Source organism: Bacillus cereus group sp. BceL291 (assembly GCF_051776705.1).
Classification (GTDB): domain Bacteria; phylum Bacillota; class Bacilli; order Bacillales; family Bacillaceae_G; genus Bacillus_A; species Bacillus_A cereus.
In genome coordinates, this window is record NZ_JBPWAP010000003.1 from 134,994 (window position 1) to 152,821 (window position 17,828).

The following is a 17,828-nucleotide window of genomic DNA, read 5'->3' on the forward strand; positions in this document are numbered from 1 at the left end:
GTCTTCTTCTTTTAAATGGTACATGACGGCAGGAAGGAGGCTGTTTATGGATAAGAAAGTCACAGAAGTTGTAGAAGCATTTGCGCAGCCGATCGTTGAAGAGTTAAATCTTGAACTTGTAGATGTAGAGTATGTGAAAGAAGGACAAGACTGGTTCTTACGCGTATTCATCGATTCTGAAAAGGGAGTCGACATTGAAGAATGCGGTGCGGTAAGTGAACGTTTAAGCGAAGCTTTAGATAAAGAGGATCCAATTCCTCATCTTTACTTTTTGGATGTATCATCTCCTGGAGCGGAACGCCCATTAAAGAAAGAAAAAGACTTCCAGCAAGCGGTAGGAAAACAAGTGGCAATTAAAACATATGAGCCGATTGATGGTGAAAAGATGTTTGAAGGAAAACTGCTTTCTTACGATGGTACAACAATAACATTATTATTAACAATTAAAACACGTAAAAAAGAAATCCAAATTTCGATGGATAAAGTCGCAAATGCGCGACTTGCTGTTACGTTTTAGTTAGAAGGGGGATCTTCATGAGCACTGAGTTATTAGATGCTTTGCTCGTATTAGAATCTGAAAAAGGCATTAGCAAAGACATTATTATTGATGCGATTGAAGCAGCTTTAATCTCTGCTTATAAGCGCAATTTTAATCAAGCACAAAACGTTCGTGTGAGCTTTAACCCAGAAGTGGGAACAATTCAAGTTTTAGCACGTAAAGACGTAGTAGACAATGTGTTTGATCCACGTCTTGAAATTTCTGTAGAGGAAGCAAGACAAATTAATCCAAACTACCAAGATGGTGACGTACTAGAAATTGAAGTAACACCAAAAGACTTTGGTCGTATTGCAGCACAAACTGCAAAACAAGTTGTCACACAACGAGTGCGTGAAGCAGAGCGCGGTGTTATTTACTCTGAGTTTAGTGACCGTGAAGAAGATATTATGGTAGGTATTGTACAACGTCAAGATGCTCGTTTCATCTATGTAAGCTTAGGAAAAGTAGAAGCTTTATTACCTGTAAGTGAGCAAATGCCTAATGAGCAATACAAACCACATGATCGTATTCGCGTATTCATTACGAAAGTAGAAAAAACGACAAAAGGACCACAAATTTACGTATCACGTACACATCCTGGTCTTTTAAAACGTTTATTCGAAATGGAAGTTCCTGAAATCTATGATGGAACTGTAGAAATTCGTTCTGTAGCACGTGAAGCTGGCGATCGCTCTAAGATCTCTGTATATGCAGAGAACACTGATGTTGATCCAGTTGGTTCTTGTGTAGGACCAAAAGGGCAACGTGTACAACGCATTGTAGACGAATTAAAAGGTGAAAAAATTGACATCGTCCGCTGGTCAAATGATCCAGTTGAATATGTTGCAAATGCATTAAGCCCATCACAAGTTGTTAAAGTACTTGTAGATGAAGAAGAAAAAGCGACAACAGTAGTTGTTCCAGACCACCAGTTATCATTAGCTATCGGTAAGCGTGGACAAAATGCACGTCTTGCAGCTAAATTAACAGGCTGGAAAATTGATATTAAGAGTGAGTCTGATGCGAAACAACTTGGTATTGTAACAGAAGAAGATAGCGTAATCGCATTTGGATTCGATTCAGTGGAAGACGAAATCGAATAGAGGTGATGAGTATGAGCAATCGAAAAGTTCCGTTACGAAAATGTGTTGCAACGCAAGAAATGAAATCAAAACGAGAGCTCGTTCGCATTGTTCGTTCCAAAGAGGGAGAAGTGTCCATTGATTTAACTGGGAAAAAATCAGGACGAGGTGCTTACTTGTCGAAGGACAAGGAGAGCATTCTTCAAGCTCAAAAGAAAAATGTTTTGGAACATCATCTAAAAGCGAAAATCGACGGTTCTTTATATGAAGAGCTTCTTGAGCTTGTTGAGAAGGAGTCGAAATAAGTGTCCGATTGGAAATCGTTTTTAGGACTAGCAAACCGGGCTCGGAAAATTATTTCGGGTGAAGAACTCGTTTTAAAAGAAGTACGAAGTGGCAAAGCAAAACTTGTATTGCTATCTGAAGATGCGTCAGTAAATACTACAAAACGCATCACAGATAAAACTACGTACTACAACGTACCAATGAGAAAGGTCGAAAATCGACAACAATTAGGGCATGCGATTGGGAGAGATGAGCGAGTCGTTGTAGCTGTGTTAGATGTAGGCTTTGCGAAAAAGCTGCGTAGCATGCTCGATACAAATTACCGGGGGTGAAGGTATGAGTAAAATTCGAGTGCATGAATATGCAAAAAAACATAATATCTCAAGTAAAGATCTTATGACAAAACTAAAAGAAATGAATATCGAGGTTTCGAATCATATGACAATGTTAGACGATGAAGTAGTAAATAAATTAGATAATGAATATCAAACTGAAAAACCTTCTGTTGCAGATGAGTTTGAAGTAGAAGAAAAAGTTGTTCGCAGTAAAAAGAACAGCAATAAGAAAAAGAAAAAAGGCAAAGGAAACGAAGACAAACGTCAAGAGAACTTTGCTGGTAGACAACAAACTCAAATTGTAGAAACACCAGATAAAATTACTTTCTCTGGAAGCCTTACAGTAGGAGATCTTGCTAAAAAATTAAGCAAAGAGCCATCTGAAATTATTAAGAAGCTCTTCATGCTTGGAATTATGGCAACAATTAACCAAGACTTGGATAAAGATACAATTGAGTTAATTGCTAACGACTACGGTATTGAAGTAGAAGAAGAAGTAATTGTAAGCGAGACTGAGTTTGAAACATTCATTGATGAGCAAGATGATGAAGAGAACTTAAAAGAACGTCCAGCTGTAGTTACAATCATGGGACACGTTGACCATGGTAAAACAACATTACTGGATTCTATTCGTAACTCAAAAGTAACTGCAGGCGAAGCGGGTGGAATTACTCAGCATATCGGTGCATATCAAGTTGAAGTAAACGATAAGAAGATTACATTCTTAGATACACCTGGTCACGCAGCATTTACAACGATGCGTGCTCGTGGGGCACAAGTAACGGATATTACAATCCTTGTTGTTGCAGCGGATGACGGTGTTATGCCACAAACGGTTGAAGCAATTAACCATGCGAAGGCAGCAGGAGTACCAATTATTGTTGCTGTGAATAAAATGGATAAACCAGCTGCAAACCCTGATCGCGTAATGCAAGAACTAACTGAATATGAATTAGTTCCAGAAGCTTGGGGCGGAGATACTATTTTCGTACCAATTTCTGCAATTCAAGGCGAAGGCATTGACAACTTACTAGAAATGATCCTTCTTGTAAGTGAAGTAGAAGAATATAAAGCAAATCCAAACCGCTATGCAACTGGTACAGTAATCGAAGCACAGCTTGATAAAGGTAAAGGAACTATCGCGACATTACTTGTTCAAAATGGTACGCTTCGAGTTGGAGATCCAATCGTTGTTGGAACTTCATTCGGACGTGTTCGTGCAATGGTAAGTGATATTGGTCGTCGTGTAAAAGTTGCTGGTCCATCAACTCCTGTTGAAATTACTGGTTTAAACGAAGTACCACAGGCTGGAGATCGTTTCATGGCATTTGCTGATGAGAAGAAAGCTCGTCAAATTGGTGAATCACGTGCACAAGAAGCGTTAGTTGCACAACGTGGTGAGAAATCTAAATTAAGCCTTGAAGATTTATTCCAACAAATCCAAGAGGGCGATGTAAAAGAAATTAACTTAATCGTAAAAGCAGACGTACAAGGTTCTGTTGAAGCGATGGCAGCATCACTTCGTAAAATTGATGTTGAAGGCGTAAAAGTTAAAATCATTCACACTGGTGTAGGTGCGATTACAGAATCTGATATCATTTTAGCTTCTGCATCTAATGCAATTGTAATTGGATTTAACGTACGTCCAGATGTGAACGCGAAGCGTACAGCTGAATTAGAGAACGTTGATATTCGTTTACACCGTATTATTTATAAAGTAATCGAAGAGATTGAAGCAGCTATGCAAGGTATGCTTGATCCAGAATTCGAAGAAAAAGTAATCGGTCAAGCAGAAGTTCGTCAAACGTTTAAAGTAACAAAAGTTGGAACAATCGCAGGTTGTTACGTAACAGACGGTAAAATTACGCGTGATAGTGGCGTACGTATTATCCGTGACGGCGTAGTAATTTTCGAAGGACAACTTGATACGTTAAAACGTTTCAAAGACGACGTAAAAGAAGTTGCACAAAACTATGAGTGTGGTATTACAATTGAGAGATATAATGATCTTAAAGAAGGGGACATCATTGAAGCGTACATTATGGAAGAAGTGAAGCGATGATTATCGCTTCACTCTCATTCGAGTGTATGATTTACGATGTGCATTCTTTAAAAGAGAAACGTGCAATTTTACAACGTGTGTTAACTCGTGTAAAACAGCGCTATAATGTAGCTGTTTCTGAAGTTGGGCACCAAGATGTATGGCAACGTACAGAAATTGCAGTTGTTTCCGTATCCTCAAATCGTGTTATCTGTGAGAAAGAAATGAATCGTGTACTTGAGTACATTGATTCATTTCCTGAAATTGAACGTACAATAACACATTTGGAATGGTATTGAATGAGGTGAAGAGTTATGAAATTACGTGCGAACCGTGTGGGCGAGCAAATGAAAAAAGAATTAGGCGACATTATCAGTCGTAAAATTAAAGACCCACGTATTGGATTTGTTACAGTAACTGATGTACAAGTGAGTGGTGATTTACAAATTGCTAAAGTATATATTTCTGTTTTAGGTGATGAAGAACAGAAAGAAAATACTTTAAAAGGTTTAGCGAAGGCAAAAGGCTTTATTCGTTCAGAAATTGGCCAACGTATTCGTCTTCGTAAAACACCAGAAATTACCTTTGAGTTTGATGAGTCTATCGGATATGGTCATCGAATTGATACACTTTTACATGAAATTAATAAAGACGGTAAACGTGAAGAATAATGGATAGACATTTGTCTATCCATTTTTTCAATGCAAAATAAGTTTTGGATATTTACTACGAGAGAATTATGATGAGGTGAACATATATGGAAGGTGTAGTATTATTACATAAGCCAAAAGGCATGACATCACATGATTGTGTATTTAAATTAAGAAAGATATTGCGAGAAAAGAGAATTGGTCATACGGGAACATTAGACCCTGATGTAACAGGAGTATTACCAATTTGCGTTGGAAGAGCAACGAAAATTGCACAATTTTTAACAAGTGAAACGAAAACATATGAAGGTGAAGTAACATTAGGGTTTTCAACGACAACTGAAGATGCTTCTGGTGAGGTTGTTGAAACGAAAAATGTAGATCGTACTATTACTCGTAAGGAAGTAGAGAAAGTCCTTGCGGAATTAACAGGCACGATTGAACAAATGCCACCAATGTTCTCGGCTGTAAAAGTAAACGGGAAAAAATTATACGAATATGCCAGAGCAGGGCAAGAGGTGGAACGTCCAGTTCGTACAATTACAATTCATGAATTCATATTACTTGATGATCGTGAAGTTTTTGAAGGAGAAAATATTTCATTCCGTTTCCGTGTAACGTGTAGTAAAGGAACATATGTAAGAACGTTAGCTGTAATGATCGGGGAAAAACTTGGTTTCCCATCACATATGTCGCACCTTATAAGAACGGCATCTGGTGAATTTTTATTAGAAGATTGCATATCATTTGAAGAAATTGAAGAAAACGTGCAAAATGGAACAGTAGAGTCTATCTTCATTTCAATTGATGAAGCATTAAGTAAGTTTCCAAAAATGGTTGTAGATGAAAAGCAAGCAGAGAAAATAAAGAATGGTATGTTCTTAAAAAATGAATTAGAAATAACAGCACCATTTATTACAGTGTTTGATAAAAATGATCGTTGCTTAGCAATTTATGAACATCATCCGAAACATCCTGGTATGTTAAAGCCGATGAAAGTACTTGTGAATAATCAAGAACTAAAGCTATAATGAATTATTGGAAGGATTATTACAGAAAAAGGTGAATTCAAGCGTGAAACTTATTCATTTAACTCATCCACATGAACAAAATAAATTAGAATTACCACCTACTGTAATGGCATTAGGATTTTTTGATGGCATTCATTTAGGACATCAATGTGTAATTCGAACTGCGAAAAAAATAGCGGACGACCGAGGATATAAAAGTGCAGTTATGACATTTCATCCTCATCCATCTGTTGTTTTAGGAAAAAAGGATGCGCATGTGGAGTATATTACACCGATGCGCGATAAAGAAAAAATAGTCGAAAGCTTAGGAATCGATATATTATATGTAATTAAATTTGATGAATCATTTGCAGGGTTATTACCGCAACAATTTGTAGATGATTATATTATTGGTTTAAATGTAAAGCATGTAGTAGCAGGGTTTGATTATTCATATGGACGTTTAGGAAAAGGAAAGATGGAGACTTTACCATTTCATGCAAGAGGGGAGTTTACACAGACTGTGATTGAAAAAGTTGAATTTCAAGAAGAGAAAGTAAGTTCTACAGCATTACGAAAGTTAATTCGAAATGGCGAAATGGAGCAAATTCCATCTATTTTAGGTAGAGCCTATACTGTAGCGGGAACAGTTATACATGGCGACAAACGTGGACGTCAAATTGGTTTTCCAACAGCTAATGTAGGTTTAAGTGATGAGTATTTATTGCCACCTGTAGGTGTTTATGCAGTGAGATTAAAAGTTCACGGTGAATGGTACGATGGTGTATGTAATATTGGATATAAACCGACTTTTAAAGAAGATGAGCGTCAATTATCAATTGAAGTGCATTTATTTGAATTTAACAAAGATATATACGATCAAAATGTTACAGTAGAGTGGCATATGCGTATAAGAGCAGAAAAGAAATTCAACGGTATCGATGAGTTAGTTGAACAAATCGCAAAAGATAAGAAAACAGCCCAAGAATATTTTGTGAGCGAAAAGAATATACTTGCTTTTTCAAATGAAAAGTAGTATTCTATGTTATGTACTTTATGACAACCATTGCTTGGCATTGCGACTCACCGACGCTTGCTAGGTAATTGGGGGTTTAATTAATAGGAGGTGAAATAGGATGGCTTTAACACAAGAGCATAAAAATGAAATCATTGCACAATTTAGAACTCATGAGACTGATACTGGTTCTCCAGAGGTTCAAATTGCTGTCCTAACGGAGCAAATTAACACTCTAAACGAGCACTTACGTACTCACAAGAAAGATCATCATTCACGTCGTGGTCTATTAAAGATGGTTGGTAAACGTCGTAACTTACTAACTTACCTTCGTAATAGCGATATCACACGTTACCGTGAATTAATCACAAAGCTTGGCTTACGTCGATAGTCAAAGAAGCGGGAATATTCCCGCTTTTTTGTTAGGTAAAAATATATCTTCTACGCTTTATAGCTTACTTAATTTTAGGCAATACTAGAGGTAGAATATTGTGATATACTATCCATTTACATAGAAGAATTGAATACTTTAAATTGAGAGGGGTACTTAAATGAGTCAAGAAAAGCAAGTCTTCTCGATAGATTTAGCTGGTCGCCAGCTAACAGTTGAAACTGGTCAGCTTGCAAAACAAGCGAACGGAGCAGTATTAGTAAGATATGGCGATACAGCGGTTCTATCTACAGCAACTGCATCAAAAGAAGCAAAAAATGTAGATTTCTTCCCACTTACAGTAAACTATGAAGAGCGTTTATATGCAGTCGGAAAAATTCCTGGCGGTTTCATTAAACGTGAAGGTCGTCCAAGTGAAAAAGCAATTTTGGCAAGTCGTTTAATCGACCGTCCAATCCGTCCACTTTTCGCAGATGGTTTCCGTAACGAAGTACAAGTTGTCAGCATCGTAATGAGTGTTGATCAAGATTGTTCTTCTGAAATGGCAGCTATGCTTGGTTCTTCATTAGCGTTATCGATTTCAGATATTCCATTTGAAGGTCCAATCGCGGGTGCAACAGTTGGTCGTATTAACGGCGAATTCGTTATCAACCCAACAGTAGAACAGCAAGAACAAAGTGATATTCACCTTGTTGTAGCTGGTACGAAAGATGCAATTAACATGGTTGAAGCAGGAGCAGATCAAGTGCCTGAGGAAACAATGTTAGAAGCAATTATGTTTGGTCATGACGAAATTAAACGTCTAATTGCATTCCAAGAAGAGATTGTACAAGCTGTAGGTAAAGAGAAATCAGAAGTGAAACTTTATGAAGTTGACGCTGATCTTAACCAAGCTGTACGTGAAATGGCTGAAGAAGATATGCATTCAGCAATTCAAGTACATGAGAAACATGCACGTGAAGATGCAATTAACGAAGTGAAAAAGCGTGTTATTGAGCATTACGAAGCGCAGGAAGCTGACGCTGATACATTAGGACAAGTAAATGAGATTTTATATAAAATTGTAAAAGAAGAAGTACGTCGTCTTATTACAGTTGAAAAAATCCGCCCAGATGGCCGTAAAGGTGACGAAATCCGTCCATTAGCATCAGAGGTTGGCATTTTATCTCGTACACACGGTTCTGGTTTGTTCACTCGTGGACAAACACAAGCATTAAGTATTTGTACATTAGGTGCATTAGGCGATGTGCAAATTTTAGATGGTCTTGGTGTAGAAGAATCAAAACGCTTTATGCACCATTACAATTTCCCATCATTTAGTGTTGGTGAAACTAGACCAATGCGTGGACCAGGTCGTCGTGAAATCGGTCACGGTGCACTAGGAGAACGCGCACTTGAGCCTGTAATTCCATCTGAAAAAGATTTCCCATACACAGTACGTCTTGTATCTGAAGTTTTAGAATCAAATGGTTCTACTTCACAAGCAAGTATTTGTGGTAGTACTTTAGCAATGATGGATGCTGGTGTTCCACTTAAAGCTCCAGTTGCAGGTATTGCAATGGGTCTAGTTAAAACTGGTGAGCATTACACAATTTTATCTGATATTCAAGGTATGGAAGATCATTTAGGTGATATGGACTTTAAAGTAGCAGGTACAGCACAAGGTGTAACTGCACTACAAATGGACATTAAAATCGATGGTCTATCTCGTGAAATTTTAGAAGAGGCATTACAACAAGCGAAAGTTGGTCGTGTGCACATTCTAAATCATATGTTATCTGTTATTCCAGAGCCACGCACTGAATTATCAGCGTACGCTCCAAAGATTATTACAATGACAATTAATCCAGATAAAATCCGTGACGTTATCGGACCGAGCGGTAAACAAATCAATAAAATTATTGAAGAAACTGGCGTTAAAATTGACATCGAGCAAGATGGCACAGTATTCATTTCTTCAATAAACCAAGAAATGAACGACAAAGCTAAGAAAATTATAGAAGATATCGTTCGCGAAGTACAAGTAGGTGAAATCTACGAAGGAAAAGTGAAACGTGTTGAGAAATTCGGTGCTTTCGTTGAATTATTCAGCGGTAAAGATGGATTAGTTCACATTTCTGAACTTGCACTTGAGCGTGTAGGTAAAGTAGAAGACGTTGTAAAAATCGGTGACGTAATTACGGTTAAAGTTATCGAGATTGACAAGCAAGGTCGTGTTAATCTATCTAGAAAAGTATTGCTAAAAGAAGAGCAAGAAAAAGAAGCTGCTAAAGAAGAAAACAAACAAGAGCAGCAATAAGCGAAAGCCAGTTTAACTGGCTTTTTTTGTTATGTAAAAATATGATTTATATATATTTTTATGTCAGTATAGGTATAGTTTTCATTATAACGCTCAAATTAACAAAGATAAGAAGAAAAATGTTTTTTTATATAGTTAATTTGGGAGGGTTTATATGAAAGTTCGTATATTGGCATACATATGTATATTTTCTTTATATGTCAGTTTAGGCTCTTATTCTGTTTTTGCACAGGATAACTTATATGAAGAAATTCAAAAGCATGCAAAACAATATGAGATTGCACCTCAAAATGCGATGATTGATAAGATATGGAAAGCAACACCAGGATATAATGGAAGACAAGTTGATATGGAAGCATCCTATAACAATATGAAGAAGCTAAAGGAATTTGATCAAAAACACCTTGAATTTAAGGAAGTATCACCGAGTGTCCACTTAGAAGATTTATCACCTGCTCCAATTTATAGGGGGCATCCGAATAAAAAGATGGTGGGATTAACAATAAATGTGGCATGGGGAAACGAGTATTTGCCTCGTATATTAGAAATATTGAAAAAGCATGATGTGAAGGCGACTTTCTTTTTAGAAGGACGTTGGGTGAAAGAAAATTTACGATTTGCAAAAATGATTGTCGATGCAAATCAAGAAGTCGGAAATCATTCTTATACGCACCCTAATATGAAAACGCTATCGTCTGATGAAATACGAGAGCAGTTACAAAAAACAAATCGAATGATTGAAGCTGCTACGAATCAAAAGGTGAGATGGTTTGCCCCGCCGAGTGGAAGTTTTCGGGATGAAGTCGTGAAAATCGCTGATGATTTCCAAATGGGAACGATTATGTGGACTGTCGATACAATCGATTGGAAGCGACCTGAGCCAGATGTACTATTGCAGAGAGTAATGAGAAAAATACACCCAGGTGCTATCGTATTAATGCATCCTACTTCGTCAACGGCAGAAGCATTAGATACAATGATTAAAAAATTGAAGGAACAAGGATATAAAGTAGGGAATATAACAGAATTACTGGATGAAAAACGTGTGGATTAAATACATTTGCATGACATTCATCCTTAAACTTGTTATCATTAAATAATAGCACTTATTTAGAGAAACTGGCAGTAGGAGGAAAGTTTTTGATTAAAAAATATACTTGTAAAAATGGTGTAAGAATAGTTATGGAGAATATACCAACTGTAAGATCGGTTGCGATTGGTATTTGGATCCATGCGGGATCAAGAAATGAAAATGAAAAAAATAACGGGATTTCTCACTTTTTAGAGCATATGTTCTTTAAAGGGACAGAAACACGTAGTGCACGCGAAATTGCAGAATCATTTGATAGTATTGGTGGGCAAGTGAATGCTTTTACTTCAAAAGAGTACACTTGTTACTATGCAAAAGTGCTAGATGAACATGCTAAATATGCTTTAGATGTATTAGCTGACATGTTCTTTAATTCAACATTTGATGAAGAAGAATTGAAAAAAGAGAAGAATGTCGTATGTGAAGAAATTAAAATGTACGAAGATGCTCCAGACGATATTGTGCATGATATGTTAACGAAAGCAACATATGAAACGCATCCGCTTGGATATCCTATTTTAGGAACAGAAGAAACACTTGATACGTTTACAGGTGATACGCTACGCCAATATATTAAGGATCATTATACACCTGAAAATGTAGTTGTTTCAGTTGCAGGAAATATTGATGAAGCCTTCTTACAAACGGTAGAGCAATATTTCGGTAGTTATGAAGGAACAACAAACCGTGAACAAGTACATAGTCCAATTTTCCATTTTAACAAAGTAGCACGTAAAAAGGAAACAGAACAAGCTCATTTATGTTTAGGATATAAAGGCTTACAAATGGGACACGAAGATATTTATAACTTAATTGTATTAAATAACGTTTTAGGCGGTAGTATGAGTAGCCGTTTATTCCAAGAAGTACGTGAGCAACGTGGGTTAGCTTACTCAGTATTTTCTTACCATTCTTCTTATGAAGATACAGGTATGTTAACACTGTATGGTGGAACAGGTAGTCAACAATTAGATACACTGTATGAAACAATGCAAGAAACATTAGAAACATTGAAAAATACAGGTATTACAGAAAAAGAGCTTATTAATAGTAAAGAGCAATTAAAAGGAAACTTAATGTTAAGTTTAGAAAGTACGAATAGTCGTATGAGCCGTAATGGTAAAAATGAATTGCTACTTCGTAAGCATCGTTCACTTGATGAGATTATCGAAAGTGTAAACACTGTAACAAAAGAAAATGTAGATGGGTTAATTCGTAACATGTTTACAGATGAATTCTCTGCAGCATTAATTAGTCCAGATGGAAAACTTCCAAAAGGAATAAAACTATAATCAACTTTTACGATGTATCTGAAAATAACCTTCTCTCTTTTTAAATGAGAGAAGGTTATTTTTTTTATACATATAGAATAGGTACTAATTATAGACAATGCAAATGAAAAATTTAGTAGGGGAGTGGAGTGAGTATGCGATTAAGTGAATTAAGCGGTAAAGAGGTTGTAGATATAGAAAAAGCGGAAAAAATGGGAGCCTTAGGTTATATGGATTTAGAGATTAATGAGAAAGACGGACAAATACAAACACTTATAATACCTGTAGGGAAGTGGGGAGGTTTTAAAAAGGAACCACAAGAAGTAAGAGTGGCATGGAGTCAAATAAAGAAAGTCGGACACGATATGCTTCTTTGTGATAGTATAGATCGTTCAAATTCGGAGTGAAGGATGGCCATTTTGGTCATCTTTTTTTGTATCTACATAGAAACCTGATAAATCATATGTGCATTTGGATTTTCAATCACCATAAACTCGTACATTACATATGATGTGGAGGAAAAAGAAAAAGTAGGCACTTTTCTTATAAATGACAGAAAAAGAAGGTGAATTAGGGAATGTTGACTGAGATGCATATTGCTGTCATAGGAGGAGATGCAAGGCAGCTAGAAGTAATTCGTAAGCTAGTTGAATTGGATGCGAAACTTTCTTTGATAGGTTTTGATCAGTTAGATCATGGTTTCACAGGGGCAGCAAAAGAAAGTATACAAAATTTAGATTTCACTTCTGTAGACGCAATTATTTTGCCGGTTGCCGGTACAAATGCCAAAGGAGAAGTAGATACTATTTTTTCAAATGAAAAAGTTTCAATAGCGAAAGAACAAATTGAAAATACACCAGAACACTTTACTATATATTCAGGTATTGGTACACCTTACTTGGAAAATCTCGTATCTACTACGAATCGAAAACTTGTTAAATTATTTGATCGTGATGATGTAGCAATATACAATTCTATTCCAACGGTAGAAGGTACATTAATGATGGTAATTCAACATACCGACTATACAATTCATGGGTCCAATGTAATGGTTCTAGGATTTGGGAGAACAGGAATGAGTGTTGCGAGAGCATTTCAATCATTAGGAGCCCATGTCAAAGTTGGAGCAAGACGATCTGAACATATTGCACGTATTACAGAAATGATGTTTTCTCCTTTTCATATGCAAGACATAGAGAAAGAAGTAGGAAATATCGATATTGTAATTAATACGATTCCGCATCTCGTTGTAACAGCGAATGTTATTGCAAAAATGCCAGCTCATACGTTAGTGATTGATTTAGCTTCTAAACCAGGCGGTACTGACTTTAGATATGCGGAAAAAAGAGGAGTCAAAGCATTGCTAGCACCTGGATTACCAGGTATTGTTGCCCCAAAAACGGCTGGGCAAATTTTAGCAAATGTTCTTTCTCAGTTATTAGCAGCAGATGCAATTGCAAAGGAGGAGGAAAAGAAATGAGTTTGAAGGGGAAACGAATTGGTTTCGGATTTACAGGTTCACATTGTACGTACGAAGAAGTAATGCCTCATTTAGAAAAATTAATTGCTGAGGGAGCAGAAGTACGTCCTGTTGTTTCTTACACTGTTCAATCAACAAATACTAGATTTGGAGAAGGAGCAGAGTGGATTAAGAAGATTGAAGAAATAACAGGTTTTAAAGCAATTAATTCAATCGTTGGTGCAGAACCACTAGGACCTAAAATTCCACTAGATTGTATGGTAATTGCACCACTAACAGGGAATTCTATGAGTAAATTTGCAAATGCAATGACAGACTCTCCAGTATTAATGGCAGCGAAAGCGACGTTAAGAAATGGCAAGCCTGTCGTATTGGCTGTTTCGACGAATGATGCTCTAGGGCTTAATGGAGTAAATCTCATGCGCCTAATGGCAACAAAAAACATCTACTTCGTCCCATTCGGCCAAGATGCACCAGAGAAAAAACCGAACTCAATGGTAGCTCGCATGGAGCTGCTGGAAGATACAGTGTTAGAAGCGCTGCAAGGGAAGCAATTGCAACCGGTGGTCGTAGAAAAATTCAGATATATGAATTAAAAAACGAAAAAAAACGGACAATTTTTGATGAAACCATCATTCTTACTGTAGAATATGATAAAATTAACGTTATTAAGATCAGAAGGGGTATTGTATACTCCTTCTGATTCTAAGTTATAGAAGGATTGGTATCTAGAAAGGGGCATAGTGATGGAAAAGCAAAAAACTTTTCATGTCGCTGTAGTTGGAGCAACCGGCGCAGTTGGTGAACAAATGTTAAATACTTTAGAGAAACGAGAATTTCCAATCGGGAAATTAACGTTACTTTCATCTAAACGATCTGCAGGTAAGAAACTTGTATTTAAAGGCGAAGAATTTACAGTTCAAGAGGCAACTCCTGAAAGCTTTGAAGGAGTAGATATCGCACTATTTAGTGCTGGTGGATCTGTATCGAAACAATTAGCGCCAGAAGCAGCAAAACGCGGTGCGATTGTTGTTGATAATACAAGTGCATTCCGTATGACAGAAAACGTGCCACTTGTTGTACCTGAAGTAAATGAAAACGACTTAAAAGAGCATAATGGTATTATTGCAAATCCAAACTGTTCTACAATTCAAATGGTAGTAGCTCTTGAGCCAGTTCGTCAGCAATATGGTTTAAAACGAGTAATCGTTTCCACATATCAAGCTGTATCAGGTGCTGGTGCGGCAGCTATTGAAGAACTGCATGAACAATCACAAGCAATCTTAAATGGCGAAGAAGTTAAGGCAAATGTTCTTCCTGTATCAGGTGATAAGAAGCATTTCCCAATTGCTTTTAATGCGATTCCACAGATTGATAAATTCCAAGATAATGGATTTACGTTTGAAGAAATGAAAATGATTAACGAAACGAAAAAAATTATGCATATGCCTGAATTAGAAGTAGCGGCAACATGTGTACGTTTACCAGTTGTATCAGGACACTCTGAGTCTGTTTACATCGAAGTAGAAAAAGAAGGCGTAACAGTAGCAGAATTAAAGAGCTTACTTGCAAATGCGGAAGGTATTGTTCTGCAAGATAATCCAGAAGAGCAGTTATATCCAATGCCAGCTACTGCAGTAGGTAAAAACGAAGTATTCGTTGGAAGAATCCGTAAAGATTTAAATAACGATAAAGGATTCCATCTTTGGGTCGTATCTGATAACTTATTAAAAGGCGCTGCATGGAATTCTGTTCAAATTGCAGAGCGCTTAGTAAAATTACAATTAGTGTAAACGGCTAAGAGAAGGTGCAAAATATGAAAATAATTGTTCAAAAATTTGGTGGCACATCAGTACGTGATGATAATGGACGTAAGCATGCGCTTCATCATATAAAAAAATCATTAGCTGCTGGTTATAAAGTGGTTACTGTCGTATCTGCTATGGGCCGTAAGGGTGAACCATATGCAACGGATACGTTATTAAGTCTTGTAAATCAAGAGGAATCTACTATTTCTAAACGTGAGCAAGATTTATTATTATCGTGCGGAGAGTTAATCTCTGCAATTGTTTTCTCTAATATGTTGAATGAGAACGGTATAAAAGCAGCAGCATTAAATGGTGCACAAGCTGGTTTTGTAACGAATGATGACTTTACGAATGCAAAGATTATTGAAATGAATTGCGATCGTATACATGAAGAATTAGAAAATGTAGATGTAATCGTCGTTACAGGATTTCAAGGGCAAACGAAAAAAGGTGATACGACAACACTTGGGCGCGGAGGTAGTGATACTTCAGCTTCAGCATTAGGTGTTGCACTTCATGCTGAATACATCGATATATTCACTGATGTAGAAGGTGTTATGACTGCGGATCCTCGTATTGTAAAAGATGCGCGTCATCTTCAAACTGTAACGTATAACGAAATTTGTAACATGGCTTATCAAGGTGCGAAAGTCGTTCATCCACGTGCAGTTGAAATTGCGATGCATGCAAAAGTGCCACTTCGTGTACGTTCTACGTATTCTGAAAGTGAAGGTACTCTTATTGCAGCATACGATGGTGCTACAAAAGGGCAGGATGTAGAAGAGCGTCCTGTTACAGGTATTGCCCACGTATCAAACGTAACACAAATTAAAGTACTTGCAAAAGAAACGGCATACGATATACAGCAGCATGTATTTAAAGAAATGGCAAACGAAGGCATTAGTGTTGATTTAATTAACATTTCTCCTACTGGTGTAGCTTACACAGTAAATGATAATGTATCAGCTCGTGCTGTCGAAGTGCTAAAACAACTTGGATATGAGCCAATTGTGACAGAACATTGTGCGAAAGTATCTATCGTTGGAGCTGGAATGGCAGGCATCCCAGGGGTTACTGCAAAAATCGTTACAGCTTTAGCGGAAAAAGGCATTCAAATCCTGCAATCGGCAGATAGTCATACAACAATTTGGGTTCTTGTAAAAGAAATTGATTTAGTGGAGGCTGTAAATGCATTACATAGTGCGTTTGAGCTTTCAAAAGAAAAGCAACTGGAACAATAAGGAGTGAGACCATGATAGATTTTGGGACAATTGCAACCGCGATGGTAACACCGTTTGATATAAACGGGAATATCGATTTTGCAAAGACAACGAAATTGGTAAATTATTTAATTGATAACGGTACAACAGCAATCGTGGTAGGAGGAACGACAGGAGAATCTCCTACATTAACTTCAGAAGAGAAAGTAGCGTTATATCGCCATGTCGTATCTGTTGTCGATAAAAGAGTGCCCGTAATCGCTGGAACAGGTAGCAATAATACGCATGCTTCTATTGACTTAACTAAAAAGGCAACAGAAGTTGGTGTGGATGCAGTAATGCTAGTAGCACCGTATTATAACAAACCGAGTCAAGAAGGAATGTATCAGCATTTTAAAGCAATTGCTGAAAGCACGCCGCTTCCGGTTATGCTATATAACGTTCCAGGACGATCTATTGTACAAATCTCCGTTGATACAGTTGTTCGTTTATCAGAAATAGAAAACATTGTTGCTATTAAAGATGCCGGCGGCGATGTGTTAACAATGACAAAAATCATTGAAAAAACAGCGGACGACTTTGCGGTATACAGCGGTGATGACGGTTTAACGTTACCAGCTATGGCAGTTGGAGCGAAAGGTATCGTTTCGGTAGCCTCTCATGTTATCGGAAACGAAATGCAAGAAATGATTACAGCATTTCAAGCAGGAGAATTTAAGAAGGCACAAAAATTACATCAATTACTTGTAAGAGTAACTGATTCATTATTTATGGCGCCAAGTCCAACTCCAGTAAAAACAGCGTTACAAATGGTTGGATTAGATGTAGGTTCTGTACGTTTACCACTTCTTCCATTAACAGAAGAAGAAAGAGTAACGTTACAATCTGTAATGCAATCTATCCCTCGTTAATAAAAAATGACCTAGTGTAGAACTAGGTCATTTTTTATTATATGCAAATCTTTTCCTCTTTTTCTCACCTATATGTGTTCTTATAAGAATATTAATTGCTTCTTCATTATGTGTATAAGAAAATAATTGTACCCCTTTAGCTGAGTCAAAAAATGATAGATATTTTGGCATAAATGTAATAAACTACGGTGTCTGTTTTTAGAGAAATCCCCTCAAATGTGACGTAATTCATAAAAAAACTCCATTTTGTAAGTGTATTTGTTGGATTCTAGAAAAATAAATCTTGAAACTCCCTATTATGAAATGAATTTAGCGTATGTATGGCTAGTTTTTCAAAATAATATGGAGTATAAAATCGGAGTAAATATAAAGGAAATACGTTCGATACTTTTGTTGTCATTC

At 36.9% G+C, this 17,828-nt stretch carries 19 protein-coding genes; all 19 read left to right on the forward strand.

Annotated features, from left to right (window positions below; all coding sequences use genetic code 11):
* Positions 1–46: 46 nt before the first annotated feature.
* The 19 genes from rimP to dapA all read left to right on the forward strand — a co-directional run bounded on the left by rimP (position 47) and on the right by dapA (position 17,426).
* Positions 47–517, forward strand: a complete 471-nt coding sequence (rimP, locus tag ACS2CR_RS04050; protein WP_000359096.1) for a ribosome maturation factor RimP — start codon at positions 47–49, stop codon at positions 515–517.
* Positions 518–534: 17 nt separating this feature from the next.
* Positions 535–1,641 carry a transcription termination factor NusA gene (nusA, locus tag ACS2CR_RS04055; RefSeq protein WP_000102604.1) on the forward strand — a complete coding sequence of 369 codons (1,107 nt, stop codon included), beginning with the start codon at positions 535–537 and terminating at the stop codon, positions 1,639–1,641.
* Between the two features lie 11 nt (positions 1,642–1,652).
* Positions 1,653–1,925: an RNase P modulator RnpM gene (rnpM, locus tag ACS2CR_RS04060; protein WP_000071127.1), complete on the forward strand. Its 273-nt coding sequence runs from the start codon at positions 1,653–1,655 to the stop codon at positions 1,923–1,925.
* A complete protein-coding gene (locus ACS2CR_RS04065) occupies positions 1,926–2,237 on the forward strand; it encodes a YlxQ family RNA-binding protein (RefSeq protein WP_001286524.1) in 312 nt (103 codons plus the stop codon).
* 4 nt (positions 2,238–2,241) lie between these two features.
* Positions 2,242–4,302, forward strand: a complete 2,061-nt coding sequence (gene infB, locus ACS2CR_RS04070) for a translation initiation factor IF-2 (RefSeq protein WP_000036343.1) — start codon at positions 2,242–2,244, stop codon at positions 4,300–4,302.
* Entirely contained in the window at positions 4,299–4,580 is a 282-nt protein-coding gene (locus ACS2CR_RS04075) for a DUF503 domain-containing protein (protein ID WP_000582367.1), read from the forward strand. The genes infB and ACS2CR_RS04075 overlap by 4 nt, the downstream gene beginning before the upstream one ends.
* Positions 4,581–4,595: 15 nt before the next feature.
* A complete protein-coding gene (rbfA, locus tag ACS2CR_RS04080) occupies positions 4,596–4,952 on the forward strand; it encodes a 30S ribosome-binding factor RbfA (protein WP_000776437.1) in 357 nt (118 codons plus the stop codon).
* 86 nt (positions 4,953–5,038) lie between these two features.
* Entirely contained in the window at positions 5,039–5,962 is a 924-nt protein-coding gene (gene truB / locus ACS2CR_RS04085; RefSeq protein ID WP_000399348.1) for a tRNA pseudouridine(55) synthase TruB, read from the forward strand.
* A 43-nt stretch (positions 5,963–6,005) separates the two neighbouring features.
* Positions 6,006–6,977: a bifunctional riboflavin kinase/FAD synthetase gene (gene ribF / locus ACS2CR_RS04090; protein ID WP_000766704.1), complete on the forward strand. Its 972-nt coding sequence runs from the start codon at positions 6,006–6,008 to the stop codon at positions 6,975–6,977.
* Positions 6,978–7,077: 100 nt separating this feature from the next.
* Positions 7,078–7,347: a 30S ribosomal protein S15 gene (gene rpsO / locus ACS2CR_RS04095; protein WP_153602387.1), complete on the forward strand. Its 270-nt coding sequence runs from the start codon at positions 7,078–7,080 to the stop codon at positions 7,345–7,347.
* Between the two features lie 160 nt (positions 7,348–7,507).
* Positions 7,508–9,646 carry a polyribonucleotide nucleotidyltransferase gene (pnp, locus tag ACS2CR_RS04100; protein WP_000076737.1) on the forward strand — a complete coding sequence of 713 codons (2,139 nt, stop codon included), beginning with the start codon at positions 7,508–7,510 and terminating at the stop codon, positions 9,644–9,646.
* A gap of 154 nt (positions 9,647–9,800) precedes the next feature.
* On the forward strand, positions 9,801–10,700 hold the full coding sequence (locus ACS2CR_RS04105) for a polysaccharide deacetylase family protein (RefSeq protein ID WP_000868232.1): 900 nt from the start codon (positions 9,801–9,803) through the stop codon (positions 10,698–10,700).
* Positions 10,701–10,786: 86 nt separating this feature from the next.
* Positions 10,787–12,028 (forward strand): M16 family metallopeptidase, encoded by a 1,242-nt coding sequence (locus ACS2CR_RS04110; protein WP_000592989.1) that lies wholly within the window; start codon positions 10,787–10,789, stop codon positions 12,026–12,028.
* Between the two features lie 134 nt (positions 12,029–12,162).
* Complete coding sequence (locus ACS2CR_RS04115) at positions 12,163–12,414, forward strand: YlmC/YmxH family sporulation protein (protein WP_001239756.1); 252 nt, start codon at positions 12,163–12,165, stop codon at positions 12,412–12,414.
* A 170-nt stretch (positions 12,415–12,584) separates the two neighbouring features.
* On the forward strand, positions 12,585–13,487 hold the full coding sequence (gene dpaA / locus ACS2CR_RS04120; protein ID WP_053512443.1) for a dipicolinic acid synthetase subunit A: 903 nt from the start codon (positions 12,585–12,587) through the stop codon (positions 13,485–13,487).
* Entirely contained in the window at positions 13,484–14,083 is a 600-nt protein-coding gene (dpaB, locus tag ACS2CR_RS04125) for a dipicolinate synthase subunit B (RefSeq protein ID WP_000053596.1), read from the forward strand. Before dpaA ends, dpaB begins: the two co-directional genes overlap by 4 nt.
* A 150-nt stretch (positions 14,084–14,233) precedes the next feature.
* Entirely contained in the window at positions 14,234–15,280 is a 1,047-nt protein-coding gene (asd, locus tag ACS2CR_RS04130) for an aspartate-semialdehyde dehydrogenase (RefSeq protein ID WP_000414846.1), read from the forward strand.
* A gap of 23 nt (positions 15,281–15,303) precedes the next feature.
* On the forward strand, positions 15,304–16,536 hold the full coding sequence (dapG, locus tag ACS2CR_RS04135) for an aspartate kinase (RefSeq protein ID WP_000692453.1): 1,233 nt from the start codon (positions 15,304–15,306) through the stop codon (positions 16,534–16,536).
* Positions 16,537–16,547: 11 nt separating this feature from the next.
* On the forward strand, positions 16,548–17,426 hold the full coding sequence (gene dapA / locus ACS2CR_RS04140; protein ID WP_053512444.1) for a 4-hydroxy-tetrahydrodipicolinate synthase: 879 nt from the start codon (positions 16,548–16,550) through the stop codon (positions 17,424–17,426).
* Positions 17,427–17,828 lie beyond the last annotated feature (402 nt).

What these genes read in the sequence shown, in the direction of transcription:
- asd (WP_000414846.1), top strand. Translation starts at nt 14,234, where the DNA reads ATGGAAAAGCAAAAAACTTTTCATGTCGCTGTAGTTGGAGCAACCGGC.
- truB (WP_000399348.1), top strand. Translation starts at nt 5,039, where the DNA reads ATGGAAGGTGTAGTATTATTACATAAGCCAAAAGGCATGACATCACAT.
- rbfA (WP_000776437.1), top strand. Translation starts at nt 4,596, where the DNA reads ATGAAATTACGTGCGAACCGTGTGGGCGAGCAAATGAAAAAAGAATTA.
- infB (WP_000036343.1), top strand. Translation starts at nt 2,242, where the DNA reads ATGAGTAAAATTCGAGTGCATGAATATGCAAAAAAACATAATATCTCA.
- rpsO (WP_153602387.1), top strand. Translation starts at nt 7,078, where the DNA reads ATGGCTTTAACACAAGAGCATAAAAATGAAATCATTGCACAATTTAGA.
- ACS2CR_RS04075 (WP_000582367.1), top strand. Translation starts at nt 4,299, where the DNA reads ATGATTATCGCTTCACTCTCATTCGAGTGTATGATTTACGATGTGCAT.
- nusA (WP_000102604.1), top strand. Translation starts at nt 535, where the DNA reads ATGAGCACTGAGTTATTAGATGCTTTGCTCGTATTAGAATCTGAAAAA.
- dapA (WP_053512444.1), top strand. Translation starts at nt 16,548, where the DNA reads ATGATAGATTTTGGGACAATTGCAACCGCGATGGTAACACCGTTTGAT.
- dapG (WP_000692453.1), top strand. Translation starts at nt 15,304, where the DNA reads ATGAAAATAATTGTTCAAAAATTTGGTGGCACATCAGTACGTGATGAT.
- ACS2CR_RS04115 (WP_001239756.1), top strand. Translation starts at nt 12,163, where the DNA reads ATGCGATTAAGTGAATTAAGCGGTAAAGAGGTTGTAGATATAGAAAAA.
- pnp (WP_000076737.1), top strand. Translation starts at nt 7,508, where the DNA reads ATGAGTCAAGAAAAGCAAGTCTTCTCGATAGATTTAGCTGGTCGCCAG.
- rimP (WP_000359096.1), top strand. Translation starts at nt 47, where the DNA reads ATGGATAAGAAAGTCACAGAAGTTGTAGAAGCATTTGCGCAGCCGATC.
- ACS2CR_RS04105 (WP_000868232.1), top strand. Translation starts at nt 9,801, where the DNA reads ATGAAAGTTCGTATATTGGCATACATATGTATATTTTCTTTATATGTC.
- dpaA (WP_053512443.1), top strand. Translation starts at nt 12,585, where the DNA reads ATGTTGACTGAGATGCATATTGCTGTCATAGGAGGAGATGCAAGGCAG.
- rnpM (WP_000071127.1), top strand. Translation starts at nt 1,653, where the DNA reads ATGAGCAATCGAAAAGTTCCGTTACGAAAATGTGTTGCAACGCAAGAA.
- dpaB (WP_000053596.1), top strand. Translation starts at nt 13,484, where the DNA reads ATGAGTTTGAAGGGGAAACGAATTGGTTTCGGATTTACAGGTTCACAT.